This window comes from Paenibacillus peoriae KCTC 3763 (genome assembly GCF_000236805.1).
Classification (GTDB): Bacteria; Bacillota; Bacilli; order Paenibacillales; family Paenibacillaceae; genus Paenibacillus; species Paenibacillus peoriae.
The window spans coordinates 864,562-889,700 of the sequence record NZ_AGFX01000011.1 but is presented as its reverse complement, the minus strand read 5'-3'; the positions used below and the strand labels follow the sequence as shown (position 1 = coordinate 889,700).

At 45.6% G+C, this 25,139-nt stretch carries 25 protein-coding genes and 1 riboswitch; of the genes, 3 read left to right on the top strand and 22 right to left on the bottom strand.

The features are described from left to right. Positions 1 to 132: 132 nt before the first annotated feature. From KQI_RS0106640 to pdhA, 6 genes are all read right to left on the bottom strand, one after another. Positions 133 to 621: a dihydrofolate reductase gene (locus KQI_RS0106640; RefSeq protein WP_029390049.1), complete on the bottom strand. Its 489-nt coding sequence runs from the start codon at positions 619 to 621 to the stop codon at positions 133 to 135. A gap of 29 nt (positions 622 to 650) precedes the next feature. Next, positions 651 to 1,445: a thymidylate synthase gene (gene thyA / locus KQI_RS0106635; RefSeq protein ID WP_010345962.1), complete on the bottom strand. Its 795-nt coding sequence runs from the start codon at positions 1,443 to 1,445 to the stop codon at positions 651 to 653. 249 nt (positions 1,446 to 1,694) lie between these two features. Continuing rightward, on the bottom strand, positions 1,695 to 3,116 hold the full coding sequence (lpdA, locus tag KQI_RS0106630) for a dihydrolipoyl dehydrogenase (protein ID WP_010345961.1): 1,422 nt from the start codon (positions 3,114 to 3,116) through the stop codon (positions 1,695 to 1,697). A 3-nt stretch (positions 3,117 to 3,119) separates the two neighbouring features. Beyond that, entirely contained in the window at positions 3,120 to 4,733 is a 1,614-nt protein-coding gene (locus KQI_RS0106625) for a 2-oxo acid dehydrogenase subunit E2 (RefSeq protein ID WP_010345960.1), read from the bottom strand. A 34-nt stretch (positions 4,734 to 4,767) separates the two neighbouring features. Beyond that, on the bottom strand, positions 4,768 to 5,748 hold the full coding sequence (locus tag KQI_RS0106620) for an alpha-ketoacid dehydrogenase subunit beta (protein WP_010345959.1): 981 nt from the start codon (positions 5,746 to 5,748) through the stop codon (positions 4,768 to 4,770). Positions 5,749 to 5,847: 99 nt separating this feature from the next. After that, entirely contained in the window at positions 5,848 to 6,915 is a 1,068-nt protein-coding gene (gene pdhA, locus KQI_RS0106615; RefSeq protein ID WP_010345958.1) for a pyruvate dehydrogenase (acetyl-transferring) E1 component subunit alpha, read from the bottom strand. Between the two features lie 300 nt (positions 6,916 to 7,215). On the opposite strand from pdhA, the gene KQI_RS0106610 reads away from it, so the two are divergent. Then, positions 7,216 to 7,950: an alpha/beta hydrolase gene (locus tag KQI_RS0106610; RefSeq protein ID WP_010345957.1), complete on the top strand. Its 735-nt coding sequence runs from the start codon at positions 7,216 to 7,218 to the stop codon at positions 7,948 to 7,950. A 152-nt stretch (positions 7,951 to 8,102) separates the two neighbouring features. Here KQI_RS0106610 and KQI_RS0106605 read toward each other — a convergent pair whose 3' ends face one another. Continuing rightward, complete coding sequence (locus KQI_RS0106605) at positions 8,103 to 8,567, bottom strand: low molecular weight protein-tyrosine-phosphatase (RefSeq protein WP_010345956.1); 465 nt, start codon at positions 8,565 to 8,567, stop codon at positions 8,103 to 8,105. A gap of 148 nt (positions 8,568 to 8,715) precedes the next feature. On the opposite strand from KQI_RS0106605, the gene KQI_RS0106600 reads away from it, so the two are divergent. Both KQI_RS0106600 and KQI_RS0106595 read left to right on the top strand, forming a co-directional pair. Further along, on the top strand, positions 8,716 to 9,357 hold the full coding sequence (locus tag KQI_RS0106600; RefSeq protein ID WP_029390048.1) for a thiamine diphosphokinase: 642 nt from the start codon (positions 8,716 to 8,718) through the stop codon (positions 9,355 to 9,357). Positions 9,358 to 9,637: 280 nt separating this feature from the next. Further along, positions 9,638 to 10,138, top strand: coding sequence for a C40 family peptidase (locus tag KQI_RS0106595; RefSeq protein ID WP_010345954.1), 501 nt, complete (start codon positions 9,638 to 9,640; stop codon positions 10,136 to 10,138). A 66-nt stretch (positions 10,139 to 10,204) separates the two neighbouring features. Here the strand turns inward: KQI_RS0106595 and KQI_RS0106590 are convergent, their stop codons facing one another. From KQI_RS0106590 to KQI_RS0106520, 15 genes are all read right to left on the bottom strand, one after another. After that, entirely contained in the window at positions 10,205 to 10,897 is a 693-nt protein-coding gene (locus KQI_RS0106590; RefSeq protein WP_010345953.1) for a response regulator transcription factor, read from the bottom strand. Positions 10,898 to 11,038: 141 nt separating this feature from the next. Then, complete coding sequence (locus KQI_RS0106585; RefSeq protein WP_010345952.1) at positions 11,039 to 12,097, bottom strand: ThiF family adenylyltransferase; 1,059 nt, start codon at positions 12,095 to 12,097, stop codon at positions 11,039 to 11,041. Further along, entirely contained in the window at positions 12,094 to 12,861 is a 768-nt protein-coding gene (locus tag KQI_RS0106580) for a thiazole synthase (protein WP_010345951.1), read from the bottom strand. Before KQI_RS0106580 ends, KQI_RS0106585 begins: the two co-directional genes overlap by 4 nt. Before the next feature lie 2 nt (positions 12,862 to 12,863). Further along, positions 12,864 to 13,067 carry a sulfur carrier protein ThiS gene (thiS, locus tag KQI_RS0106575; RefSeq protein WP_010345950.1) on the bottom strand — a complete coding sequence of 68 codons (204 nt, stop codon included), beginning with the start codon at positions 13,065 to 13,067 and terminating at the stop codon, positions 12,864 to 12,866. Further along, positions 13,064 to 14,212 carry a glycine oxidase ThiO gene (gene thiO / locus KQI_RS0106570; protein ID WP_010345949.1) on the bottom strand — a complete coding sequence of 383 codons (1,149 nt, stop codon included), beginning with the start codon at positions 14,210 to 14,212 and terminating at the stop codon, positions 13,064 to 13,066. Before thiO ends, thiS begins: the two co-directional genes overlap by 4 nt. A gap of 61 nt (positions 14,213 to 14,273) precedes the next feature. After that, complete coding sequence (locus KQI_RS0106565) at positions 14,274 to 14,867, bottom strand: thiamine phosphate synthase (RefSeq protein WP_010345948.1); 594 nt, start codon at positions 14,865 to 14,867, stop codon at positions 14,274 to 14,276. A gap of 333 nt (positions 14,868 to 15,200) precedes the next feature. Beyond that, positions 15,201 to 15,309: riboswitch (TPP riboswitch) on the bottom strand. Between the two features lie 104 nt (positions 15,310 to 15,413). Further along, positions 15,414 to 16,967 (bottom strand): ABC-F family ATP-binding cassette domain-containing protein, encoded by a 1,554-nt coding sequence (locus KQI_RS0106560; RefSeq protein WP_010345947.1) that lies wholly within the window; start codon positions 16,965 to 16,967, stop codon positions 15,414 to 15,416. 186 nt (positions 16,968 to 17,153) lie between these two features. Continuing rightward, positions 17,154 to 18,143 carry a hypothetical protein gene (locus tag KQI_RS0106555; RefSeq protein ID WP_010345946.1) on the bottom strand — a complete coding sequence of 330 codons (990 nt, stop codon included), beginning with the start codon at positions 18,141 to 18,143 and terminating at the stop codon, positions 17,154 to 17,156. Next, positions 18,130 to 18,684, bottom strand: coding sequence for a hypothetical protein (locus KQI_RS0106550; protein ID WP_010345945.1), 555 nt, complete (start codon positions 18,682 to 18,684; stop codon positions 18,130 to 18,132). Before KQI_RS0106550 ends, KQI_RS0106555 begins: the two co-directional genes overlap by 14 nt. 1 nt (position 18,685) lies before the next feature. Continuing rightward, positions 18,686 to 19,081: a hypothetical protein gene (locus tag KQI_RS0106545; RefSeq protein WP_010345944.1), complete on the bottom strand. Its 396-nt coding sequence runs from the start codon at positions 19,079 to 19,081 to the stop codon at positions 18,686 to 18,688. Between the two features lie 40 nt (positions 19,082 to 19,121). After that, entirely contained in the window at positions 19,122 to 19,601 is a 480-nt protein-coding gene (locus KQI_RS0106540; RefSeq protein WP_010345943.1) for a hypothetical protein, read from the bottom strand. Positions 19,602 to 19,652: 51 nt separating this feature from the next. Further along, positions 19,653 to 21,737: a hypothetical protein gene (locus tag KQI_RS0106535; RefSeq protein WP_010345942.1), complete on the bottom strand. Its 2,085-nt coding sequence runs from the start codon at positions 21,735 to 21,737 to the stop codon at positions 19,653 to 19,655. Beyond that, positions 21,727 to 23,562 carry an ATPase, T2SS/T4P/T4SS family gene (locus KQI_RS0106530; protein ID WP_010345941.1) on the bottom strand — a complete coding sequence of 612 codons (1,836 nt, stop codon included), beginning with the start codon at positions 23,560 to 23,562 and terminating at the stop codon, positions 21,727 to 21,729. The genes KQI_RS0106535 and KQI_RS0106530 overlap by 11 nt, the downstream gene beginning before the upstream one ends. Next, positions 23,562 to 24,419 carry a hypothetical protein gene (locus tag KQI_RS0106525; RefSeq protein ID WP_010345940.1) on the bottom strand — a complete coding sequence of 286 codons (858 nt, stop codon included), beginning with the start codon at positions 24,417 to 24,419 and terminating at the stop codon, positions 23,562 to 23,564. Before KQI_RS0106525 ends, KQI_RS0106530 begins: the two co-directional genes overlap by 1 nt. After that, entirely contained in the window at positions 24,416 to 25,129 is a 714-nt protein-coding gene (locus tag KQI_RS0106520) for a hypothetical protein (RefSeq protein WP_010345939.1), read from the bottom strand. Before KQI_RS0106520 ends, KQI_RS0106525 begins: the two co-directional genes overlap by 4 nt. Positions 25,130 to 25,139: the final 10 nt, after the last annotated feature.

Here is a 25,139-nt window from a genome sequence, read left to right as displayed (position 1 = left end):
ATTTGATTTATTGTATCACAATACAGCACAAAAGTAATGAAAACTTATGCAACTTTCTGCATCAACAGCCAAAAGGATTTTTTATATGGTTCATTAATTTTTCAAATCGGTGAGGTCAAATGGTTCCCATTCTTATTTTGTTCTCTTATAAACGACAAAACGATAGTTGTACGGGTTTCTTTCATCCTTAATACCAGGAATCTCACTGACTACATGCCAGCCATTCCAATCCAGCTCAGGAAAAGTGGTGTCCCCTTCAAAAATCTCCTCAATTCGGGTCACGATCAGCCGATCAGCATGTGGCCAAAACAGTGAATAAATCTCCGCTCCCCCGATGACCATCAGTTCCTTTTCTGTAGCCATTTGGAGTCCCTCTTCGAGTGTATGAACCACTTCCGCCCCTTCTGCCCGGTAGCTCTGATCTCGGGTCAAAACCACGTTACGTCGGTTGGGCAGGCTTCTTCCTCCAAAGGACTCCCACGTCTTGCGCCCCATAAGCACTGTCTTCCCCATCGTTTGCTCTTTGAAAAAAGCCATGTCTCGCGGGAGACGCCAGGGAAGCTTGTTGTCACGGCCAATCACACCGTTTTGCGCCATAGCCCATATCATCGAAATACTTATGCTGTCCACCTCCTTTGTTCCCTCTCTAATCAGATGGCGACAGGCGCCTTGATCCCTGGGTGATACTCATAATTCTCAAAAACAAAATCCTCGTAAGTGTAATCAAAAATGGAATCCGGTTTGCGCATAATTTTCAGCTGAGGCAGCGGATAAGGCTCACGCTCCAGTTGGGTATGCACTTGCTGCATATGATTTGAATAAATATGCACATCACCGCCTGACCAAATAAATTCTCCCGGCTCCAAGTTGCATTGCTGTGCAACCATATGCGTTAACAATGCATAACTTGCGATGTTGAACGGCAGCCCAAGAAAGGTATCTACTGAACGCATGGTCAGCATGCAGGAAAGCTTTCCTCCAGCAACGTAGAACTGAAATACAAAATGACAAGGCGGCAGCTTCATCGATTCGATTTGAGCCACATTCCAGGCACTGACGATGTGTCGGCGTGAATCCGGATTATTTTTAATCGCCTCAATGACGTTGGCAATCTGGTCAATATGCTGCCCGTCCGTCGTCTCCCACGAGCGCCATTGCGATCCGTATACGGGACCCAGATTCCCCTGCTCATCCGCCCATTCATCCCAAATGGTAACTCCGTTTTCCTTGAGATAAGAAATATTGGTTTCTCCGCGCAAGAACCACAACAGCTCGTGGATAACCGATTTTAAATGTACTCTTTTGGTGGTTACCAAAGGAAAACCCTTGGCCAGATCAAAGCGGAGCTGTCTTCCGAAAACAGATAGTGTTCCCGTCCCTGTGCGGTCCTCTTTTTTTTCGCCATTCTCTAATATATCCTCCAGTAATTCCAAATAGTTGCGCACTTCTTTTCTCTCCTTTAAGCATGATTTAAAGATCTAGTAGCGCTAGAATCTAATCTTGAAAAGTTCGCTCTACACCATAGCTATTTCTAGTTTATCACGTACGACACTTCGTTGACCACGTACTGTTTGAATTTTCATGGCAGCCCTGAAAATCCCAAAACATGGAAAAAGAGACAAAGAACGCAGATATTGCGCTCCTTGCCTCTCTTGAAGATATATGAAAATCAAAAACGAGATAATGAAATGGAATTAGCGACGTGGTGCCAATGCGTGGATCGGATGACCCAGCACGACTTCCGCTGCTTCCATAACGATTTCGCCCAATGTAGGGTGAGCATGAATAGTCAGGGAGATGTCTTCGAGTGTAGCACCCATTTCAATCGCCAGACCCAGCTCAGCAATCAGGTTGGAAGCTTCCAGACCTACGATTTGCGTACCCAGTACCAGACCGGTATCTGCGTCAGCTACGATTTTCACAAAGCCTTCAGCAGCGTTCAGGGAAACGGCACGGCCGTTTGCTCCATAAGAGAACTTGCCAACTTTGACATTGTAGCCTTTTTCTTTGGCTTGTGTCTCTGTGTAGCCTACACTGGAGCATTCTGGATCTGTGAAAACAACAGCCGGCATACATTTGTAATCTACTACAGACGGCTCGCCTGCGATTGCTTCAGCAGCCACTTTACCTTCGTAAGAAGCTTTGTGCGCCAGAGCAAGACCAGCTACGATATCGCCGATTGCAAAGATATGAGGAATGCTGGTACGTCCTTGGTGGTCAACTTTCACCATTCCGCGCTCATCCAGTTCTACACCGATCAGGTCCAGACCCAGCTCGCCGTCTGTGTTTGGACGACGTCCAACGGTTACAAGCAGATATTCAGCAGTAACTTCTTTGCTTTCGCCGTTAACGGAGAATTTCACCGTAACGTCTTTATCTGTTTGCTCCGCACTTTCTGCTTTAGCACCAGTGAAGATTTCAATGCCTGTTTTCTTCATGCTTTTCGCAACGATGGAAGTCATATCTTTGTCAAAGCCAGGAAGAACAGTATCCATACCTTCAATGATGGTAACTTTGGAACCGAATTTGGAGTACATTTGTCCAAGCTCTGCACCAATGTATCCACCGCCGATAACGATCAGGCTTTTCGGAATTTCAGGCAGGTTCAATGCTTCAGTAGATGACAGAATACGTCCGCCAAATGGGAATGGCTTCAGCTCGATTGGACGGGAACCTGTTGCGATAATCGCATTTTTAAAACGGTAACGTGGTGATTCATGTTCATTGAATACACGTGCTTCGTTTTCGTTGATGAACATGCACTCACCATTGAAAACTTCAACTTTGTTGCCTTTGAGCAAGCCGCTTACGCCGCCTGTCATTTTTTTAACAACACCGTTTTTGAATTCTTGTGTTTTAGCGAAGTCTACTTTTACATTCTCAGCCGTAATACCGAAAGACTCGCCATGTTTAGCTGCTTCGTATTGATGAGCTGCAGAGATCAAAGCTTTGGATGGAATACATCCACGGTTCAGACAGACACCGCCCAGCTCAGATTTGTCAACTATCAATACGCTTTGTCCCAATTGTGCGGCACGAATGGCAGCTACATAGCCGCCAGGACCCGCACCGATAACCAATGTGTCAATATCCAGAGAAGCGTCTCCTACTACCATTGATTACACCTCCATAACAAGCAGCTCAGGGTTAGCGAGCAGCTGTTTGATATAGTTCATGAAGTTTTGAGCAGTTGCACCGTCAATAATACGGTGGTCAAAGCTGAGAGAAAGAGCCATTACTGGAGCAGCAACAATTTCACCGTTTTTCACAACTGCTTTTTCACTGATACGACCAGTTCCCAAAATCGCAACTTCAGGGAAGTTGATGATTGGCGTAAAGAACATACCGCCTGCAGAACCGATGTTAGTGATGGAAATTGTGCTTCCTCTCATTTCGTTGGCAGCCAATTTTCCATCACGACCGCGTACAGCCAAATCACGAATGGAATCAGCGATCATCCAGATACTCTTACGATCAGCATCTTTGATGACAGGAACGATCAAGCCGTTGTCTGTATCTGTAGCGATACCGATATTGTAGTATTTCTTGTAGACGATTTCGTTCGCTTCTTCGTCGATTGAAGCATTCAAAGCCGGGAATTGACGGGAAGCAGCAACCAGAGCTTTGACGATGAATGGCAGGTATGTTACTTTTGTGCCTTTCTTCTCAGCAATTGGTTTCATACGAGTACGGAAAGCAACCAGCTCGGTTACATCCACTTCGTCCATAATCGTAACGTGCGGAGCCGTGTAAGCTGATTTAACCATGGCATTGGCAATAGCTTTGCGGATACCTTTAAATGGTACGCGCTCTTCCTCAGCACGCGGATCTGCTGCTGGTGCGGATGGCGCTGCAGCTTTCGCTTCTTTTTTAGCTGGCTCTTGTGCTTTTGCAGCTTCTTTCGCTGCCGGTGCAGCCGCTTGGCCTCCACCATTTTTGAAAGCTTCTACATCTTCTTTAGTGATTTTACCATTTTTGCCGGAGCCACTCACTTGAGCGATGTTTACACCTTGCTCACGAGCAAATTTGCGCACACTAGGTGTAGCCAGCACATCTTTGTTCGATGCAGCAGGAGTTGCAGCCGATTTCGTGTTAGCTCCACCTTGTGCAGCAACCTGTTCTTGCTTGGCGGCAGCTGGTGCATCTTCTTGTTCAGGAAGCTCACCCTCTGCAGCAATGACTGCTACGACTTGACCTACGTTGAAGATGTCACCGTCTTTGGCAAATACTTCTTGTACTGTACCATTGACCGGGCAAGGAACTTCAACCACTGCCTTGTCGTTTTGTACTTCCATGATGATATCTTCATCAGTTACTTTATCGCCAGGCTTGATGTGCATCTTGATGATTTCGCCTTCGTGAAGACCTTCACCCAACTCTGGGAATTTATATTCAAATCTAGCTGCGCCTGCAGCTCCGCCTTGTGCAGCAGCACTAGGCTCAGGGCTAGCAGCTGGTGCTTCCGGTGCATCTTCTTGTTCAGGAAGTTCACCTTCTGCATCAATGACAGCTACGACTTGACCTACGTTGAAGATGTCACCGTCTTTGGCAAATACTTCTTGAACCGTACCGTTGACCGGACATGGAACTTCAACTACAGCCTTGTCGTTCTGTACTTCCATGATGATATCTTCATCAGTTACTTTATCGCCGGGCTTGATGTGCATCTTGATGATTTCGCCTTCGTGAAGACCTTCACCCAGCTCCGGAAATTTATATTCAAATTTTGCCACGTTTAAAACCTCCCAAATTTACGGTGTGCTTTAATTAAAATTCCAATACTTTATTAACCGCATCAATGATACGTGTTGGCGTTGGCAACCAAGTATCTTCAATTTGAGCAAAAGGATAAACGGTATCTGGACCAGCTACACGCAGAACTGGTGCTTCCAGATGCAGAATTGCTTTTTCGTTAATTTGTGCGATTACTTCAGCAGCTACGCCTGCGCTCTTTTGCGCTTCCTGAACAACGATAGCACGATTGGTTTTTTGGATGGAAGTAACGATGGTATCAATATCAATCGGACTAATTGTACGCAAATCAATGATTTCCACTTTGATGCCTTTTGTTTTTTCCAGTTCATCAGCAGCTTTAATGGAAGTGTGTACCATCATACCGTAAGTAATGATCGTAACATCGGAGCCTTCACGAACCACGTTGGCTTTGCCCAACTCAATGGTGTAATCATTCTCAGGAACTTCAGCGCGGAATGCATGGTACAGGTTCAAATGCTCCATGAAAAATACTGGATCGTTATCGCGGATAGACGCGATCATAAGACCTTTTGCATCGTAAGGGTTGGAAGGAACAACAACCTTGATACCAGGTGTTTGAGTCAACAGTCCTTCCAGGGAATCTGTATGCAGCTCGGCTGCCTTAACACCGCCACCAAAAGGTGTACGGAATACGATTGGAGAATTGTAACGTCCACCGGAACGGTAACGCATACGGGATGCTTGAATTGCCATTTGGTCGAGTGCTTCAAAGATAAAGCCTACGAACTGGATCTCAGCTACAGGGCGGAAGCCTTGGATACCCAGACCGACAGCAAGACCCCCGATTGCGGATTCCGCCAGCGGAGTATCGAATACACGCTCTTCGCCAAACTCTTTTTGCAAGCCTTCTGTTGCACGGAAAACGCCACCTACATGACCTACGTCTTCACCGAAAAGCAGGACGTTTGGATCGCGTTTCAACTCTACGCGCAGTGCATCACGAATAGCTTCTTTCATGTTCATTTGTGCCATTGCTTCATTTCCTCCTTAAACATTACAGATCAGTTTCAGTTCAGGTCCAATTGGAAAACAGACCGGATCGGGTTGCCGCCCGGTCGCTTTCAAGATCAATTATTTAAAATCAGCTTTTTGTTCTTCCAGATGCTTAGGCGTTTTTTCGAACATGCTATCGATCAGGCCAGGAATGGTCATTTTTTCTGTCTTCTCGGCTTTTTTGATCTCTTCGTTCACTTTCGCTTTAGCCTCTTCTTTTACGCGAGCTGTATCTTCTTCAGTCCACAGACCTTTTTTCTCAAGGTATTTCGCAAAGCGGGCAATTGGATCTTTCTCGTTCCATTCGCCTTCTTCTTCTTTGGTACGATATTTTGTAGCATCGTCAGAAAGGGAGTGCGGACGGAAACGGTATGTTACCGCTTCAATCAGTGTAGCACCTTCGCCATTGCGGCCACGTTCTGCGGCTTCTTGAACGCCCTTGATTACTGCAAGCACGTCCATACCGTCAATTTTCACGCCTTTAATACCAGCAGCAACTGCTTTGTGAGCAATTGAAAGAGCAGCGGTTTGCTTCGCAAATGGAGTTGTGATGGCGTAACCATTATTTTGCACAAAGAAAATAACTGGCAACTTGTATACACCAGCATAGTTCAGACCTTCGTAGAAGTCACCTTCGGAAGAACCGCCGTCACCTGTATATGTAATGACGACTTGTTTTTGTTTTTTCAGTTTGTAGCCCATTGCAATACCCATAGCGTGCAGAATTTGCGCGCCGATGATGATTTGCGGCATCAATACGTTAACACCGTCCGGTACTTGACCGCCGTGTTGATGACCACGGGAATACAAGAAAGCTTGGTATAAAGGCAGGCCATGCCAAACGATTTGCGGAATATCGCGGTAGCCTGGAGCAATAAAGTCTTCTTTTTGGAGCGCAAATTCGCTACCAACCATTGTTGCTTCTTGTCCGGATACCGGAGCGTAGAAGCCGAGACGTCCTTGACGGCCCAAGTTAACGGCACGGTCATCCCAAGTACGTGTAAATACCATACGATACATAATTTCTTTCAATTGATCATCTGTAAGTTTAGGCAATTTATCTTTATTGATAATTTCACCATCCGGAGAAAGCACGGACAGAGCCTCAACTTCCTCTGTGTACACTTCATAAGGAACCTTGCTCATTTTCTTCACCTCAACAAAAAAATTTGAATATCAAGTTCCGCTGTTATAGGATTATTATACACCTGTTATATTGCTGGCGTCAAAGATTTAGTTATTTTTTTTGAGTTCACCGCATTTTTGTGTATGTAACAGGGATCGAATATTACTATAACAGATTAGTACATGATTGGAATTTAAATCATCTTTAAAGCATCTTTTAAGCATTTTTTAAGCATTTTTTAAGCATCTATTGCAATCAGGGCTATCTTAACTTATTGTGATCCCGAATGCAAAATAATACACCGAGAAAGGTGACGAAAAATGACGGATTCCCGGTATTTAAAACGAACTATCCTTAAAGACGAAGTAGAAAGCCGCTTTCTTGGCGAAACCAGAAGACTCCGTATTTACTTGCCGCCTGGCTATAATGAAATATTGAGCTACCCGGTCGTATACTGTCAGGATGGAGAGGAGTTTTTCAACTTTGGCCGCATTGCAACTCATGCCAACCGCCTCATCCTGGATGAAGGCGTCGAGCCCTTCATCATTGTCGGCGTTGAAGTGAACACTAAAATCAGAACCCGGGAATACGCCCCCTTTGGTGATCGTTTTAAAGCGTATACCACCTGTTTTGCAGAAGAGATTATTCCCTATGTAGAACAAAAGTATCCTATAAGAAGTGATGCATCGTCCCGCATTTTGGCTGGCGATTCGCTGGGAGGCAGTGTATCTCTGCATTTGGCCTTGTTGTATCCACAACTGTTCAACCGCATTATCAGCTTGTCTGGCGCTTACTTTGAGGCCTCGCAGGAAATCATCACCCGTGAGAAGGATCTGTCCCGGCTGCGGGTGTGGATGATAGTCGGCCTTCAGGAAGATGCATTTGAGAGCGATACCGGCATTCATAACTTTGTAGAGCTTAACCGTCAATGCGCAGATTTGCTGCGCGAACGCAACGCCGAGGTTTCCTACCGTGAAAAGGATGGCAAGCATTTGTGGGGCTTTTGGCAAAACGAGCTGCCTGACGCGCTCATGTACTTTTTGGATCGCGCCTGAGTGTGCTTTTTCCAAACTAGACAGCCGTTGGGGATTGGGCATTGATCGACCAGATCAGATCGTCATGCTCTTTCCTCTTTTTCACAAAATGATTACGCTTTCAAAATTATATAACGAAAAACGGCAAACATTGCCGTCTTCTGTCGTTCACATTATAGCTTTTCTTCTATGATTTTGTCCAGCAAGGCCTCGCACCCCGCATCCATGAGTCGATAGGTTTCTTCGAAATTTCCGGTGAAATACGGGTCAGGCACTTCTCTTAGCTGTTCTTTGGGAAGCAGATCCATGAATTTTAGAATGTCAGCGTCCGTCCCACCTGCAAGCTTACGCATGTTTCGTTCATTGGAATCATCCATGCACACAATATAATCAAACGCTTCAAAATCACGCTCCTCTATTTGCCGCGCCTTTAAGCCCTGCTCGCTAATCCCGTGCAGCTTGAGCTGCTTTAGTGTTCCTTCATGCGGCGGATTCCCGATATGCCAGTCGCCTGTTCCAGTCGAATCTGCCTGAATTTGCGTGCTTAGTCCCCGTTCCTGCACCTTATGTCTTAGTACCGCTTCTCCCATAGGGGAGCGGCAGATATTGCCCAGACACACAAATAAAACATTAATCATGTTGTTCTCCTTCCTAATGCACGTACACTACTTTTTTCTGTTTCATTGTAGCTGTGCCCTCCAAAATTGTGCAAGCCATATTTAACGCGTTATACTTAAAAGCTGATGGTACAAATAGAGCGTATTACAGAAGGAAAGGATGTTGGATATGACGAAGAAGCGCGCCATTGTATTTTCCGGCGGTCGTCTTGGCGAAGAAGATTTACAACAAATACAACCTGAAGATTTTATTATAGGGGCGGATAAGGGTGCTCTTTTTCTGATTGAGCATGGTATTACGCCACATATATCTGTAGGTGATTTTGATTCGATAACACCACAGGAAAAAGAACGGGTTGAATCAGTAAGCAAACGCATGCTTGCGTGTGATCCAGTGCTAAAGGACCTGACAGATACGGAGCTTGCCCTGGAGATCGCTATAGACGAACAGGCAGATCATGTGCTAATGCTCGGCGTGACCGGCACCAGAATGGACCACACACTGGCTAATATTCAAATATTGGTACGCGCGATGCAGCATCATATTAGCGGTGCAATTATGGACGCACATAACTATATCGAGCTTACTGGGTCAACGCTTGAGATCAAGCCTATGGGCTATACATATACATCGCTGCTTCCTATGACCGCCGAAGTAACAGGTATAAATCTGGAAGGATTTATGTACCCGTTGCATAATGCCACGCTCAAGATGGGACAATCACGTGCTGTCAGCAATAAGCTAACCGCTTCAAAAGGTACGATTTCTATCGAAAGCGGACTACTGCTTGTTATTCAGAGCAAAGATTAGTTATGACATTATTGTAACTTTCGCAAAAGTTGTTTTAATGTTCAAAACCCTTGATTCACAAGCATTTTTCGATTTTTGAGATTCGTAAAACGCTATCACTTTTTACAAATTGTAATTTTTAATCGTTTTTTAATAATTGCTACGTAAGCCTTGTCCCTCAAGCAATCGAGCGTGATTTTCCAACTATTAGGCGACTCCAAAGCTGTTATACTCAACGCTGTCAGTAAGTTAGCAACTCAGCAAAATTTTGCACTAATCATTTTTTGGAGGTACTTACAACATGAACATGCATAAAATCATAAAAAAGGTAATTATCACAGGAGTCGCAGCTACGATCGGTTTTGGAACTTTTGCAATTGAGGGAACAAATACGGTACAAGCTGCCACTGCTACGACTTCGGTAGGTCAAAAAATAATTAACTATGGCGAAAAATATATGGGAACTCCTTATAAGTTCGGAGCTTCTACAAGTACCACTAACTATTTTGACTGTTCATCTTTTATGAAGCATATTTTCAAAAAGTACGGAGTGGATTTGCCACGCACTTCTGTGCAGCAATCTAAAGTCGGACGTGCTGTATCCAAGTCCAATTTGAAAAAAGGGGATTTGGTCTTCTTCTCAAGCGGAAGTCGTGCTACAGGCAGCAACATTACCCACGTAGCAGTCTATATGGGCGGCGGTAAGATTCTGCACACTTTCGGTGGACCTGGTGTTACCATCTCCGATCTGAACTCTGGCAACTGGAAAAGAACATACATCAAAGCACGTCGCGTGCTGTAGTATGAAACTCGTTTAAAATATGTAAGCCGGGACGAAAAGTTCCCGGCTTTTTTATATGCCGCTATGCTATTCTACTGCAGGTGGTGTTCTGAGAGAGTAGCCAATGCCCCGCACCGTGCGAATCATTTTGAATTTTTGCCCCTTATCTATCTTCACTCTCAAATGCCTGATATACACATCTACTACGTTCGTATCTACGATATAATCATGTTTCCAAACGTCCTTCAGGATTTGCTGCCTGCTGCAAACCTGATTAAGATGTATAGCGAGATGAAACAAAAGATCGAATTCCTTCGGAGTCAATTCCAGCTTCTGTCCCCCTCTACTCACCATCCTGCTTGCATGATCTATATGTAAATCCCCTGCCTCGATTGCCCTTGCTACATCCTGTGCGATACCAAAAATTCGCAATAAATTAGCCACTCTTGCGAGAAACACTCTATGAGAAAAAGGGTGTACCGTCACATCGTGTGCTCCCTGCTCAAAACAGGAAACAATATGGTTCTCATCGTCTGATGAGGTCAATACGAATAATGGTACATAAGGATGGTTTTGTTGCGCAATACGAATCATGCCTTGTGCATCCGCTTGCTTGTCATCAATGTTCAGAAGCAGCATATTCACAGGATGATCAGCTACATAGGAGCTTCTCTCCGACATATTCTGGACATGAACCACCTGGTAGCCTGCCTGCTCCAACAGATGTACATATACAGGAGGAGTTTCATTTCCATCCACAAGTAAAATTAACGGGGTCATCTTTTCACCCACCTGGTTTGGACATCGCATTACAATATGGAAATCAACAATTTATTTGTAAATCATTAAAACATATTTGTATTTATTGTAACAAAAAAGCAGAAAATCATTCCTGAAAGAATGGTTTTCTGCTTTTTATAGCTAGCCCAAATAACGGTGATATAGACTTTTGGCTTCTGCCACGTCTTTTGTCCCGTGAATTAACGCTCGTCCATCTGCAAAAACGACCAAGCGATGCACGTCGGTGCTAAAGGAAACCAGAAATGGATTCCGCTCTACTTTCCCCTCCCCCACAGAAGCAAGTCTATCCGCTGTTTCCTTAAGATTCAGCTGTACCGGTTTGGCAGGTCTAATCTGAACGGTATCCCGACCGCACAACACATCTGTTTTCTGCCGATGAGATGCTGACAAATAGGGGTACGTAGGTTGATTGCCGCAGGAAGGACAATCCGCTTTTTTCAAACTGTCTACGGCTATCGCTGTATACTCGTTTCGCCATAGATCAAACGAAAGCATCTTCCCTCGCAGTTCTTTCGGATATCCGCCAAGAAGCTTGAAGGCCTCTGCAGTCTGGTTGGCCGTAACCATTTGTACTGCCTGTGGTATAATCCCGGCGGTATCACAGGTCTCGCCTCCAAACGGAACGGCCCCCAGCAGGCAGTGAAGACAAGCCGTTTGTCCAGGTAAAATGGTGTAAGTTACACCATAGCTTCCCACACATGCCCCATAAATCCACGGTATGCGATGCTTAAGTGCCATGTCGTTCATGAGCAGACGGGTGTCGAAATTATCGGTTGCATCCATCATCAGATCAACTCCCTGGATCAGCTCTTCCAGCTCCTCTACCCCGACGTCCAGTACATGTGCGTGTATAATCGTTTCCGAGTTAATGGCTTTTAATCGTCGTTGGGCAGCCACCGCTTTGGGGCATCTCTCCGCGGCGTCACTCTCCTGAAAAAGCTGCTGACGCTGCAAGTTGCTCCATTCCACATAATCCCGGTCTACGATGCTCACCGTCCCTACCCCTGCACGGACAAGCGTTTCCGCAATACCTGTACCGAGCGCTCCGACGCCTATGATGAGTACATGTGAGGAAGCGAGCCGTCGTTGCCCTTCTGTCCCAAAAGGAGCGAATCTTTCCTGTCTGGAATAGCGGTCACTTGCCTGTACTCCTTCACCGGATTTTTCAGCTTCCATCATGCTTGAACCATACCTTCTGTTGGACTGCTTGCTGAAGCATACCGTTTTACGGGAATCAACCCTGCCTCAAAACCATATCTGCCCGCACGAACAGCCAGTTTCATGGCCTCTGCCATTTTCACAGGGTCCTTCGCTCCCGAGACGGCTGTGTTCAACAGAACGGCATCTGCTCCCAACTGCATCGCCATTGCCGCGTCACCGGGCGAGCGAATACCTGCATCAACAATGACCGGGATCTCTGCTTGCTCAATAATTAACTCCAATGCAAACGGATTGAGCAGACCGCGTCCTGTGCCAATCGGTGAAGCTCCAGGCATAATGGCATGCACTCCAAGCTCTTGCAGCCTCTTGGCCAGAATAACATCATCCGATATGTAGGGCAGCACGATAAAGCCTTCCTCTAGCAGCTTTTCGCTTGCTTTCAGCGTTTCAAAGGGATCAGGCAACAATGTCTTGCCATCGCTAATGACCTCAACCTTAACCATATCACACAGGCCTGAGGCTCTTGCCAATTTTGCAATACGAACAGCCTCCTCTGCTGTCATCGCCCCTGCCGTATTGGGAAGAAGTGTATACTTGCTCAAATCAAGCGTATCCAGAAAATGTTGCTTATCCCGTTCCTCCAAATTTAATCTTCGCACGGCAAAGGTCAATATTTCGGTTTCAGCAGCCTCTACAGCTTGGGACTGGATATCCAGATCGGAGAATTTTCCTGTTCCCAACAACAATCTGGATGTAAAAGATGCTTTGCCAATAGTTAACATGATCAACCGCCTCCCACAAAATGTACAATTTCAAGGTTATCTCCGTCCTGGAGTACCGCTTCTGCATGATCCCCCGGGGTCAATATGTGCCGATTCAGCTCCACCACTACCGTTTTTACCTTTAAATCAAGCTCATGCAGCAATTGTTCCACATGAGTGATCCGATTAGAAAAGTTCATGCTCTGGCCGTTAATCGTCAGCTTCATAAGCTTTCCTCCTTGATACATGTAGAAGAAAATTTACTTATTCCAAGTTCAGTTGCATTAGCCCCTTTAAGCAAAGCGGCCATCGCACGTCCGGTAGCATCACTCAACAGGACACCGTTGCGATAATGCCCAACCGCAGCATATACCCCTTCCAAACCGGGAATAGCCCCTATGAAAGGGCGTCCTGCTGCTGCCTGCGGACGCAAGCCTGCCCAAGTGCGTACAAAAGAAGCTTCACGTACACGCGGCAGCCATGCAGAAGCACGTGCCAGTAGCCCCTCCAAAGCTGCAACAGTCACTTCTGTGTCATCGTGATGCGGAAGGCTCGTTGCCCCTATCCAAAGCTCGTTCTTCTGCTTAGGCACAAGGTAAACATCATCGGCATAAATGGTATATTCCAAAGGGTGATCCTTCAAGGAGACGGCAACTGCTTCACCCTTGACCGGATAAAGCGGGTAATGAAAGCCCACTTGCTCTAGCAAATTCATGCTCTCCAAGCCTCCGGCAATAATGACCTGACTGCAGGTGATAAAGCCCTTGTCTGTTACTACACCGCGAATCCGGCCATTTTGTACGACCAACTGCTCTGCATGGGTACCGGACCATGTTGTTGCACCCAACACTGTAGCTGCTCCCGTATAGGCACGGCACAGCTGTAAGGGAACGAGTTGTGTCTCCTTCGATCGATATATAGCTCCAATCGCTTGACGATCTATGCCCGGAATCCGCCTGGCTAATTCCCCGGCATCCCACCACTCAGGCTGAGTATCCTCGCGCGTATTAGCAGCTTTCCAGCGTCTTTCCCCCTCAGCTTCCGAACGGAAAGGAGTTACAAAACCTTCTGTACGAAAATCTACTGAAACACCGGACAACCGCTCCAGCACACGAACAAGCTCAGGGAATGCATCCCGACTTGTGTGAGCAAATTGTTCAAACTCAGGGTCGTCGAACTCCTCACTCTCCGCTGCAAGCATTCCGACCGCTGCCCCCGAGGCTCCCTCACCCGGCATCATTCGCTCCAGCATAATCGTACTGCGCCCTTCCCTAGCCACATGATAAGCAATGGAACTGCCGATCACACCTCCACCTATGACCAAACATTCAGCATGTCCTATAACTGTAGCCTCTGTGTGTATCTTTAGCATGTGTTATGTCTCCTCTCCACTGACCATACTGTTTTCGAATTTCTTCTACTCCCGTTCCCTACTACAGATTGTGGACTACCTGATCTGCCATTTGTCTGTATTCCATCGCAGCCGCGATGGGCGACTCAGCTTCCCATATGCCGGACATCACTGCAATTCCGCTTGCTCCAGCATGATAAAGCTCCGGAATATGATGCGGTTGTATGCCGCCAAGTGCAATCACTGGAATGTTAGATAACCTGCATATACGCTCAAGCTGAGCTATCCCCCGCGGCACAACATCGGGCTTGCAGTGGGTCTCATATACATGACCATAGAGTACATAGTCTGCTCCAGCCCACTCGGCAATCTGCGCCTCTTCCAAGGAATGCACAGACACTCCACAGCGTGTCCCCTTTGGAAGCAGGCTCTTCACCTCCTTGGCAGGTAGCCCATTAGCCGGTAGCTGGACAGCTCCAGCCAAGGTAAGTAAAGCTACATCCACACGGTCATTGACTGCAATTTGCTGTAAAGGAACTCCCTGCTCCACCATGCTGCGGATCAAAGTAAGCAATGCTGAGGCACCCTTCTGCTTCAGGCGTGCGTGCACATAATGAACATACGGATAAATAGCAGCAGCCACTTGGGGTACATTTGCATGGGAACCACTTTCCATCGTAATTACGTGTAATTCGATCTCATTTTCACCTCACATTGAATTAAGAATATGAACTAATGTTATAAAATAATCGTATAAGCTGAACCTATATTATTGCAGCTCCATATCGCGAAACAACATACGGAGCCAGCCACATGTACCAGCAATAATGAAATGAGAACATATGTGAATCCGTATACGGAAGTTCGACAGGCAAAGCCAAACGAAACGCAAAAAAACCACTTCCCAGAGGAAGTGGTTTCACGAACGTCCAATAATCGAACGGACAATCAGCATCCGTATACGTATATCGTCCCACGCGCAAACAAAAGTAATAATGCGGTTACCTTGCTTGTACGGCGCTCACTTCCCTACGCTGGCATAACCCAGATCAGGTGCAAAGGGTCCGAAATCCATTTATTCCGTCTCAGCCGCATGGGCGGCTCCCCTAGTGTGACTATTATATTGTATCAGCTACAGATAGCTTAGCATATTTTCCTAGTTCTGCAAACCCTACTTTTTATGAAGCATGAGAGAACTGGATTTCTTTGAATTTAGTTAATTTTAGTTGACTTTACTTGACCACTCTTCCACATCCCACGTTTTGGTTACCCAATCCTCGTAAAAATCCGGTTCGTGAGATACGAGCAATACAGTCCCTTTATATTCCTTCAGGGCACGTTTGAGCTCGTCCTTTGCTTTAACGTCCAAGTGATTGGTAGGCTCGTCAAACAGAACCCAGTTGCTTTCCCGCATTAACAATTTACACAGACGTACTTTAGCCTGCTCACCACCACTAAGCGCGGACAAAGGACGTGTGATATGCTCATTTTTCAAACCACAGCGTGCCAAATGCGCTCTTACTTCGTGCTGATTCAAATGCGGAAACTCATTCCACACATCGTCAATCGGTGTAATTTTGCCTGCCTTTACTTCCTGCTCAAAATAAGCAGGCTGCAAGAAATCGCCTTGATAGGTTTTTCCGCTAATTGGCGGTATTTTCCCGAGAATGGTTTTGAGCAATGTAGATTTACCGACACCGTTGCAACCCACAATTGCAATTTTTTCCCCACGTTCAATCGTCATGGACATTTTAGGCAAAAGGGCATGAGTATAGCCAATTTCAAAATCAATTCCCTCAAATACCGTTTTCCCGCTCGCACGTGCTTCTTTAAATTGAAAGGTTGGCTTGGCAGCTTCTTCGGGCTTATCAATACGTTCGATCCGATCAAGCTGCTTTTCACGGCTTTTCGCCCGGCCTGATGTGGATGCACGCGCCTTGTTGCGCTGAATAAAGTCTTCCTGTTTCTTAATATATTCCTGCTGCTTCTCATAAGCATCAATATGCTGCGCTTTGTTCAGATCCGCCATCTCAAGGAACTTTTCATAATTTGCTGAATAGCGGGTCATCTTGGCAAATTCAAGGTGATAAATAACATTAACGACCTGGTTCATGAACTCCGTATCATGTGAAATAAGAATAAATGCATATGGATAATCCTTCAAATACCGTGTAAGCCATTCAATATGCTCAACGTCCAAATAGTTGGTAGGCTCATCCAGTAGGAGGACGTTCGGCTTTTCCAACAGCAGCTTGGCAAGAAGCACCTTGGTTCGTTGTCCACCACTAAGAGCGGATACATCCCGATCCAGTCCGATAGCCGAGAGACCCAGCCCGTTCGCCATTTCTTCAACCTTCACATCAATGAGGTAAAAATCACCCATATCCAGCTGCTCCTGAATTTCACCCATCTGTTCCAACAGCACTTCCAGCTCTTCGGGAGAAGCATCCCCCATTTTATCCGTAATCTGCATCAATTCCTTTTCCAATTCCAACAAAGGAAGAAATGCATCCTTCAATACATCACGTACTGTTTTGCCCGGTGTCAGCTTGGTGTGCTGATCCAGATAACCGTAACGTACACGTGGAGTCCATTCCACTTTACCCTCATCCTTAAGCAATTTCCCAGTCAAAATGTTCATGAGTGTCGATTTACCGACACCGTTAGCTCCTACCAAACCTACACGTTCCCCCGCAAGTAATCGAAAGGAAACATTTTTAAATAATGTGCGATCCCCAAAGTTGTGGGATACATTTTCTACAGTCAATAAACTCATACGCTGTTTTTGGCTCCTTATTGTCATCGGCGATGCCGACTGTCATGATTTCATATATCATTTGTTTTCTTTCAAAGCCTTATTGTAGCACATTCAGCAGCCTTATCGGAATATTGAAAACAGCGAATTTTAAGGTTTTTAATACGGATTTTCCTATAAAAAAAGAAAAACCACTCGTCAGAGTGATTATTGTAAGCCGTTATTACATTTAAACTCGAAGTACCCCGCAGCAGCCGCAGATTTTTCATCTGAAAAACGTTCTCTAGCCTGAAAGGGTGCTGGACAGGAAGCCCTGTAAAAATATTTCATTCCGGTATCCGGTTCTAAGCCACCGATAATAGCTTGCTTTTTAACAACTCTTCCACCACCAAATCCATAGTTATTGTAAAACCTGTCACCAACCGGAATGCCTTGGATAAACGCCATCAACCCCACATCATCTACCGTGTTATACCACTCTTCTTGCGGAATAGTCGGCAGTGTAAACGTATAGGCTACACCGTTGCGTGCTGCCTTCTGGTTATGGAGATTGATCACACGGGCCAGGTCTGCCTGAACACTATGAACGATGGTGGTACGCCGTACTTGCTCAAACGTTTCTGAATTATTCAGCAACGAAATGCTGGTTTGACCCTGAAGCTCCTTTTGAAATCCTTCCACCCACCTGTGATTCTGCGAATCATACGCATGTACATAATTATCCAAAGTGAATCCCACACTATTACCCACTGAATCAGCATAGGCAAAAGGCCTTTTTTCACTCCATTTGGGACCTATCGCAGCTTGTCCAGCCTCATCTGTATAGGTTTCTGAGGCAAACATATAATAACCGTCATAATCCAAAATCACAATGGCAGGTATATAATCCAATAATGCTCGTTGTGCTGCTGTATCCCCTTCAATACCTACATTTAGAAAAAGGGTATGCAGGAACGTCTTTAGCGCTTCTTCTTTATCAACACGAAAAAACTTGTCCGATCCGTATCCGGCCTCCCGTTCCTGACGCTCATTTTGGGAAAGTACAACACCTGCATCCTGAACTGCGGTACGAAGAGCTGATGTATATTTCATTTCCAACTGCTGCACTTCACGCTGATTTTGTACCCGCAAATCATGAATTACACCAAAGGGCAAAAACAGCAGGATAAATATAACTGCAAAATCAGTAATCTTCATTCAAAACCATGCCTCCGTATGAAGCTGTAACTGCCGGCCTTCCGCTATCGCTCCCGCCCAGAAGCCATGATTCGTATAAATCCGCAGGCGTCCGATTTGTGTTATGCAGCCGCACTGTAAAATAATCCCCTGCCATCAAGGTATATCGACGTGTCTCGTCTGACTTTGGCTGCTGATTGTCAGGAAAAAGGACAGGTAAGATTTGCGCGTTGTAGTACCCATCATATACCGTTTCATAATTGCCCAGAAAACTATCCGGCTTCGAGGCATCTGCATATTCCGGTACATATTTTTTGTGCATATGCTCCAAATCAACCTCATACGTATTGCCTGTAAGCTCCAGTTCACGCATAAAATCGTTATACATCGTCGGTGTAATGTAGCCCTTGGTTCTTACCATATCTACAAAACGTACCGTTGAATGATACACATGCAGCCCCGATATATCATCCTGCCGTTCAGCGGCTTGAGCTGCGGGTACGATGTACAAAAGCAATACAGCGAGTAGGGCCCCGAGCAGCTTGGATATTGATTGAACCACTTCAGTCCTCCTCCAATTTCTCAAAGCGTACAGATATGATCTCTCCATGCTGATTACGTTGTGGATACATGGAATACCAAGAGGAAGCATTCAAAGCCGATACATCAGGCTCAAACGGATCGGAATACTCATTGTACTCCGTTTCGTCAACTTGAACCGAAATTCCATCCTGTAGATTCATGCGGATCGCCTGAATAACCTGAGTCCCTTGATTCCGTTTCGGCATGACCGCTTCCGCAATACGGGATATCCGCCCTTCAGAACGCTCCTCCTGCTGTGATCTTAATTCTAGTGCCATACTCATCTGACTGGACAAGTCTGCTGCTGCCGTACATGCGGTTATGAACAAAATAAGTGACAAACCAAGCCGCAGCATGCTCGAAGCGTGATCAGACATGCGCCCATCTCCCTATTCATTATGATCTCCACTGCAGCGTTTAAGATTGGGTAAATAGCAAGCCGCGTACAACATTCGATTTGTCTTTGACGATTTCAGCCTTGAATTTACCGCTTGGATTTACGTACTCGTTTTCTTTCTCATTCAGCGTATTCGCTATTTTTCCCGTCTTATCACTTCCACCGTTTACTGCACCATACTGTTCACTGTCCGTGCTAATGTTCAAAGCATTACCGTACCACTGCCCTGCCATATTTTTGCCGGTTTTAATCTGAATACCGAATTGGTCCTTGCCCTGAAACTTGCGTAGCGCATTGGTTACCTGAGATCCGCTAATCGTTGTACCGTCATATACTGTAAAAGAGGCTTGGGACAATTCGGTCTGAATATCAGCAAAATTATTTTGTGCCGTTTTGGTCGCCTCCTGAGCTGAAATAAACAGAATGACTACAATTGTAATGAGGGCGATAGTCAAAAATATACCGGCGGCTACCTTTAAGGCAGTTGATGCGTTATTCATTATTTTTCTCTCCTTAGTTTGTTATACCGTATTAGTCATCATAGAACTTGCTTACTGAATTTTTTGTATCTGCTCATAATAGCTATCCATTTGAACAAAGCTCATGCCGATCAATGGAATCACCAAATATAAAAAGATAAGACCGTACATTGGAGCAAAACCAATCATCCTACCCCAGATGGCCTTCCTGTCTATCATTTTTTCATACTCCTGTTTTCTTTGTTCAAAATAGTAGGACATATGAGAATCCAAATCGTCAAAGGCCTCACGAATCGTAATTTTGCCCAAAGACAAATGGAGCTTGTCCACCAGACGTTGAAATTCCGGCAAAGGCGCTTCTTCTTTCAACAAATCAAGAGCTGCCTCGGGTCCGTGTTCATAATGAAGCAAACATTTTTGCAGTGGTCTCTTGAAAATAACCGAAAAACGATTCAACCACTCCAATATTTCCTCGACAGACATTCGTTCCATGGCCCGTAATATAGAAATGACCGTTTGAAACTGATATACCTCATGTCTCATATCCAACCGCCGCATTTTTCGCTGCAAATATAACAGAAGCATAGGCATTTGGAAGGCTGCATATCCAACAACTAAACCGATCAGCACTTCCCACCACTTAATGTATTCCTCGTTCCACGCTTCCAGCTTCTGCAGGATACGGCGTGTATTTTTAGATAGCTGATCCGCATTTGCTGTGCCACCTGGATTACGCTCTAGAGCTGCATACGTCTGCTCATATGTGCTTTCCGCTCTCATGTTAAGCAGGTACATGATTTTGCAGTCAACCTCACTCTGCTTCAAAGCTTCTTTTTCCTCTGTGGGATTTAAACGTCCAAACATTTGACCCGATTGGACAGGAGCGTAAAGAATATGTGTTTTCTCTGCTTCATGTAAAACAAATACCGTACTGATGCTCAGCACCAATCCTATAATGAAAAGAGTAATCCTCCGTATGTACAGCCATTCCAGTTTAATCTCTGCGCCGCTCTCCTTTAACAAGCGGGTTATCTGGAAATAGGAGGATGACTGCTGCCGCGGAATTAAAGTATCTACTACATTATGAATGATGGGAAAACGGTATAGCCTTTGCTCCCAAACATAACGGCCCCGACCCGCACGATAACCTGTTTCGTTGGTCTGTTGCAGCTTTTGTAACAGAAAGTAAGATAAGATAATTACAATATAGACGGTCAACTTTGTAATATATCCCAATTTCCCCTGATAAAAATCATCCATGGACGGAAAACTGGATTTCGCCCATTTTTCAATCGGTATCGTAAAAAAAACGGGGGCCAGTGCAATCACGTTCAAACTTTTGAGCAGATAGTCCAGTTTATTTCTCCGCAGCATCTCCAGCTGGATTTCGCGCGCAAGACTGCCAAGTCCCTTCAAATAAATGGAGCCGCCCTCCTCATTCCGGTCACCAAACTCCATCACCATATATGAGATACCAGCAAAGGCTTTTAAAAATCGGTTAGGAGCAGATTCATAGTATCTTTCCAATGCTTCATGCGGATCGACATCTGTTAGCGCTTCATGAATCAGTCTCGCGTGTCTTCCAGCCTCGGCCCCGGCCAAATCGGCCGCTTCTGAAATGGCTTCCTCTACCATGCCATGCTGGTGATAATGATGGCGCACATTGGCGAACAGTTCGATCATCTGTGCAAGCAGTCTTTTTTCCATCCGGCTAATTGCCACATCCAAAATGAGGCTGTTGATTACCACGCCGCATAAAATGGCCAATACAGCAAACTCTAATCCGGGTTTCATCATTAACAGCACGATGCCGCTGCAAATAAAAGCTCCCCAGATGAACAGTGTCATCTTCATAGTCTGTAGGCGTAGCTTGTACTCATCGTAGGCATGCAAACCGGATAGCCGCTTACGTACGCTCTTGATGTATTCGGATAGGATAGGTACTCCCATGCCCAGCGTGTATAGCTTGTGCAATAAGGCATGTATCTCCCGTTGCAGTACCGCTGTTCCCTTCCGCCCTTCCCGCACAGAGTGAATTCGTCCAATGCGGACTGCACGATTATTGCGTTTGTACAGCCACCACAAAGCTGTATATAGAAGTACAAAGCCTCCGCCTGAAAAGAGTAAAATCCACAATAACATCTCTTTAAGACTCATATTCTTCCTCCCAATAACGGGTCAAAAAACTGCGGAAGCCACTGGCATCCTTGGCATTCATCTGCTCACACATTTCCTTTGCGCTTTTGGCGGTTAGCGGTTCCATTGGCATATAACACCCATTCCGATATTCCATAACATGCCGATAGCTATAATTCGCCGAAGCATTGGAGCCAGTATCTATATGATCCGGGTCATGCGGCACACATTCTGTAATTCGTTCAATATAACGGCGTCCTTCCGCATCACGCTTGAGATGCACATCAAAGTTAATGACATGAACTACCTGCTCCTCAGCGATACCTTCATGCTGAAATACGCCAGTTTTGAGCAATGAATTACGAAGTGAGAATACAAGATCACGAAATGTTTTGGCATGATGAGTAAAAATGGTGAACAGACTTGCAACCTGCGACATCTGGATCATCCAAGCGGCCACTTCATCACTCGCTACTTCGCCAAGGATATTGACGGTCCCATCCGTCTTTTTCTGTAAATCAAGCCCTTGTTGCCCTGAAATATGGTCCGTTTCCCGAAAGGTAAGAATGTTACGGCGACTGTAGATGCTACGCAAATGCAACTCAAAGGCCATTTCCTGTACACGAAGCGTATACGAAGCATAGATATGCTTAACCATCGCCATCAATAGCGTTGTCTTACCTGAACCCTGTGCGCCTGTAATTGCAGTAATCCGGCTGCCTTTCATTAAGTAAGAAAGAAACTGGATCGGAAACTCAGCATTTTCACCCTTAATTAGCTGCTCCAGCGATGCGCTTTGAATATCAAATTTACGGACAAAGAAAGCCCACGATTCGGAGAACGGAGGTCTGACTACCACAACCCGTGACCCATCCTTCATTTCGTTTACCTTATAACCATTGGCTTCGGAAAGCTGTCCCGGGTAATTGTATTTGTAAATATTTTGGCACACCCGTTTAAGCTCACGCTCTGAAGCAAAGGAAAGAAACGAAAGATGAATCGTTTTTCCTTTATAAAAAATCCACACGCTCTCATAACCATTTGCAGTAGGTTCAGATGTTTGTTCTAATGTATACCGATCCGGAGGCCAGTCCGCCGATAGAGTAGTCCCTCCTTGCGGCATGCCACTAACGCCCCCGCTTACACCGTCAATCCGCTGATCACGTATATCATCAATGACGGAAAAGCCTTTATAATGCTGATAAATCCGCTGCACAATAATATCCACCTTCTCTAAAAAGGAAAGGGGGCGGTGTTCACAGTCATAGATATAACGAATATCCTCTCCCGTGACGAGATAGCTTCCATCCTCTTCATGTGGCTGTGAATATCTCATTTCGGCCAAGTCATAAGTATCCAGTAAACATGACAGGGCATCAGCACCATACTTTTGCTGGTATTGGTAAAAGACAATTTCGAATTGATCCTGTATGCTTAATGAATCAGGTCTGGAAAATGGCATAACGGAATCTACGATTTTTTCGTTCAAGCCATAGCCGTTAATCAGCAGCTCAGCCATCAGATTTTTAACAAAACGTTTATCGCCACTACTGCCATTGGCGCAGTCCTTTAACGCTCTGCGCAGCTCCGCTCTTTGATGGATACGCCTTCTATATTCCTCTTCATGTAACCCGACATCCGCCATTTGGCTATGACTTAGTTCATGAAGTGCATTTTTGATATACTCCATCAGAGTCTCCAATGTAGCCTCTTTATTCTCTTTACCGACCCGTGAGGTTGAATGACGCGAGTGAATCTTTCCTCGATATTTAACGATAATTAATACGATGCCTAGTAGTACAATGCAAGCAAGTATCAATCCATAGATTAATTGAGCGGACAGCATCAAGCGCCCCTTTCCAAAGCCTTGAGCCGAAGATCGGATTCTGCCGCCTCCAGAATAGCTTTACTGATCTGCCGTATGCTCTGCTCCCATCCGATAGGTGTAAAAAGCCTGCGATGCGGCTCTTTCCCGCTTCGCACACCACGCTGTACATGGCCTACCACATCCCTGCGGTTCCACGCGTCCATAAATTCAGTACTGTAAGGAACTGTATGTAAAGCTCCCTTGTAGCCATATCTCCTGCGGATATTCGCTACATTTGCTTGAGAATGCACATCATATTTCCCGAGTACCATTAATAACGGCAATGCCGAGTAAGTGGATAGCGGAGATACAGATTCAAAAAAAGCATCCAGCTCACGTATATTCTGAGTCAGCGACAGAACAGCCAGCTTGGCTCCCGCACATGCTTCATGTTGTACAGATCCCCACCCTGCTCCACTTCCTGCATCAACCAGCGTCAAATCATAATATTGATCCGCCGTGTCCATCACTGCCCGTACAAGTCCAGAGGATAACAGTGGTGGAACAGCTCCAAAGCTGGAGGTTCCCTCAAGCACATCGAGAGTCTGTTCCAGTACAGGTGTCGTATAATTACAAATATTTTCTCTAGACAATGTTCCACGCAGTACTAACCGTGCGACAGCATCCCAACCGCCTTCCTCAAGCCGCAAACTTGGATCATCCATACGATGCTCCTGTATAGGGAATCCTGATTCAATTCCCGTATGTCTACGTCCCAGATGGGTCAATAGTAATCTTCCTCTATATAGATTGCCTATGGTAACTGCTATTGCTGCCGCCAATGAGCTGCTTCCACTCGCTCCCTTTATTGGGCTCCAAAATAAAACAGTGCTCATGCTCTCCTCCTTTCCGCACGCTTTAGCGCACGTCGGCTCTCTTTAAATTCCCAGCCCATCCATTCTCCAATGCAACGGCACAATTCTTTCTTATACATTCTGGATAGCGGTTTTAGTTGAAGCTGCTGTTTATGCTCATTTTCCAGCTTCAGGGCAAGATGCCCCTCATCCCATGGCAGTACATACGGCTCTTGCTGCCAGAAGGCAGGAAAACCGTTCATGTATTCCCATAAGTACGGCTCCTCTACACCACAATCCACAGCTTGTAAAAATAATTTGTCAAATGCAAGATCTTTGGGAAATCCAGGTTGACTGAACAAATGCTCTAGCCACATCCGTCCGTTGTGCATCTGCATTCGGCTATAATCACTGACCCAAATTCGCTGTTCCGCCCTTTTCCAAACAGATATTGGGCAAAAATCCGCTGACTCCACGTCCAAAATGACAATGTCATAAGCCTGCTCTGCCTTTAGATCGGCCATCATACCGATGTTAAGATCTTCCCATGCTGTAAAACCAGTCGCCACATCAAAACCATTAAACTGTATAATGGGAAGTGGTTTATCGAGCATCCCTATGCTATAACGATACTGTTTCCGCAGCGTAGCATCCACAAGCAGCACCTGTTGGCCGGAAGCAGCTAATATGCTGCTGATGTATAACAAGGTATCGCTTTTGTCACAAAGTCCGGCAAATATCCAAATTTTCATACTTCCGTTC

Bases quoted from the DNA above. Each gene is read 5' to 3' on its own strand.
- pdhA (WP_010345958.1), bottom strand. From the start codon at position 6,915: ATGAGCAAGGTTCCTTATGAAGTGTACACAGAGGAAGTTGAGGCTCTG.
- KQI_RS0106605 (WP_010345956.1), bottom strand. From the start codon at position 8,567: ATGATTAATGTTTTATTTGTGTGTCTGGGCAATATCTGCCGCTCCCCT.
- KQI_RS0106555 (WP_010345946.1), bottom strand. From the start codon at position 18,143: ATGAAGATTACTGATTTTGCAGTTATATTTATCCTGCTGTTTTTGCCC.
- KQI_RS0106595 (WP_010345954.1), top strand. From the start codon at position 9,638: ATGAACATGCATAAAATCATAAAAAAGGTAATTATCACAGGAGTCGCA.
- KQI_RS0106545 (WP_010345944.1), bottom strand. From the start codon at position 19,081: ATGTCTGATCACGCTTCGAGCATGCTGCGGCTTGGTTTGTCACTTATT.
- KQI_RS0106530 (WP_010345941.1), bottom strand. From the start codon at position 23,562: ATGCTGTCCGCTCAATTAATCTATGGATTGATACTTGCTTGCATTGTA.
- thiS (WP_010345950.1), bottom strand. From the start codon at position 13,067: ATGAAGCTGACGATTAACGGCCAGAGCATGAACTTTTCTAATCGGATC.
- KQI_RS0106610 (WP_010345957.1), top strand. From the start codon at position 7,216: ATGACGGATTCCCGGTATTTAAAACGAACTATCCTTAAAGACGAAGTA.
- KQI_RS0106560 (WP_010345947.1), bottom strand. From the start codon at position 16,967: ATGAGTTTATTGACTGTAGAAAATGTATCCCACAACTTTGGGGATCGC.
- KQI_RS0106600 (WP_029390048.1), top strand. From the start codon at position 8,716: ATGACGAAGAAGCGCGCCATTGTATTTTCCGGCGGTCGTCTTGGCGAA.
- KQI_RS0106565 (WP_010345948.1), bottom strand. From the start codon at position 14,867: ATGGAAAGTGGTTCCCATGCAAATGTACCCCAAGTGGCTGCTGCTATT.
- lpdA (WP_010345961.1), bottom strand. From the start codon at position 3,116: ATGGTAGTAGGAGACGCTTCTCTGGATATTGACACATTGGTTATCGGT.
- KQI_RS0106540 (WP_010345943.1), bottom strand. From the start codon at position 19,601: ATGAATAACGCATCAACTGCCTTAAAGGTAGCCGCCGGTATATTTTTG.
- KQI_RS0106535 (WP_010345942.1), bottom strand. From the start codon at position 21,737: ATGAGTCTTAAAGAGATGTTATTGTGGATTTTACTCTTTTCAGGCGGA.
- KQI_RS0106520 (WP_010345939.1), bottom strand. From the start codon at position 25,129: ATGAAAATTTGGATATTTGCCGGACTTTGTGACAAAAGCGATACCTTG.
- KQI_RS0106590 (WP_010345953.1), bottom strand. From the start codon at position 10,897: ATGACCCCGTTAATTTTACTTGTGGATGGAAATGAAACTCCTCCTGTA.
- thiO (WP_010345949.1), bottom strand. From the start codon at position 14,212: ATGCTAAAGATACACACAGAGGCTACAGTTATAGGACATGCTGAATGT.
- KQI_RS0106525 (WP_010345940.1), bottom strand. From the start codon at position 24,419: ATGAGCACTGTTTTATTTTGGAGCCCAATAAAGGGAGCGAGTGGAAGC.
- KQI_RS0106580 (WP_010345951.1), bottom strand. From the start codon at position 12,861: ATGTTAACTATTGGCAAAGCATCTTTTACATCCAGATTGTTGTTGGGA.
- KQI_RS0106620 (WP_010345959.1), bottom strand. From the start codon at position 5,748: ATGGCACAAATGAACATGAAAGAAGCTATTCGTGATGCACTGCGCGTA.
- KQI_RS0106585 (WP_010345952.1), bottom strand. From the start codon at position 12,097: ATGATGGAAGCTGAAAAATCCGGTGAAGGAGTACAGGCAAGTGACCGC.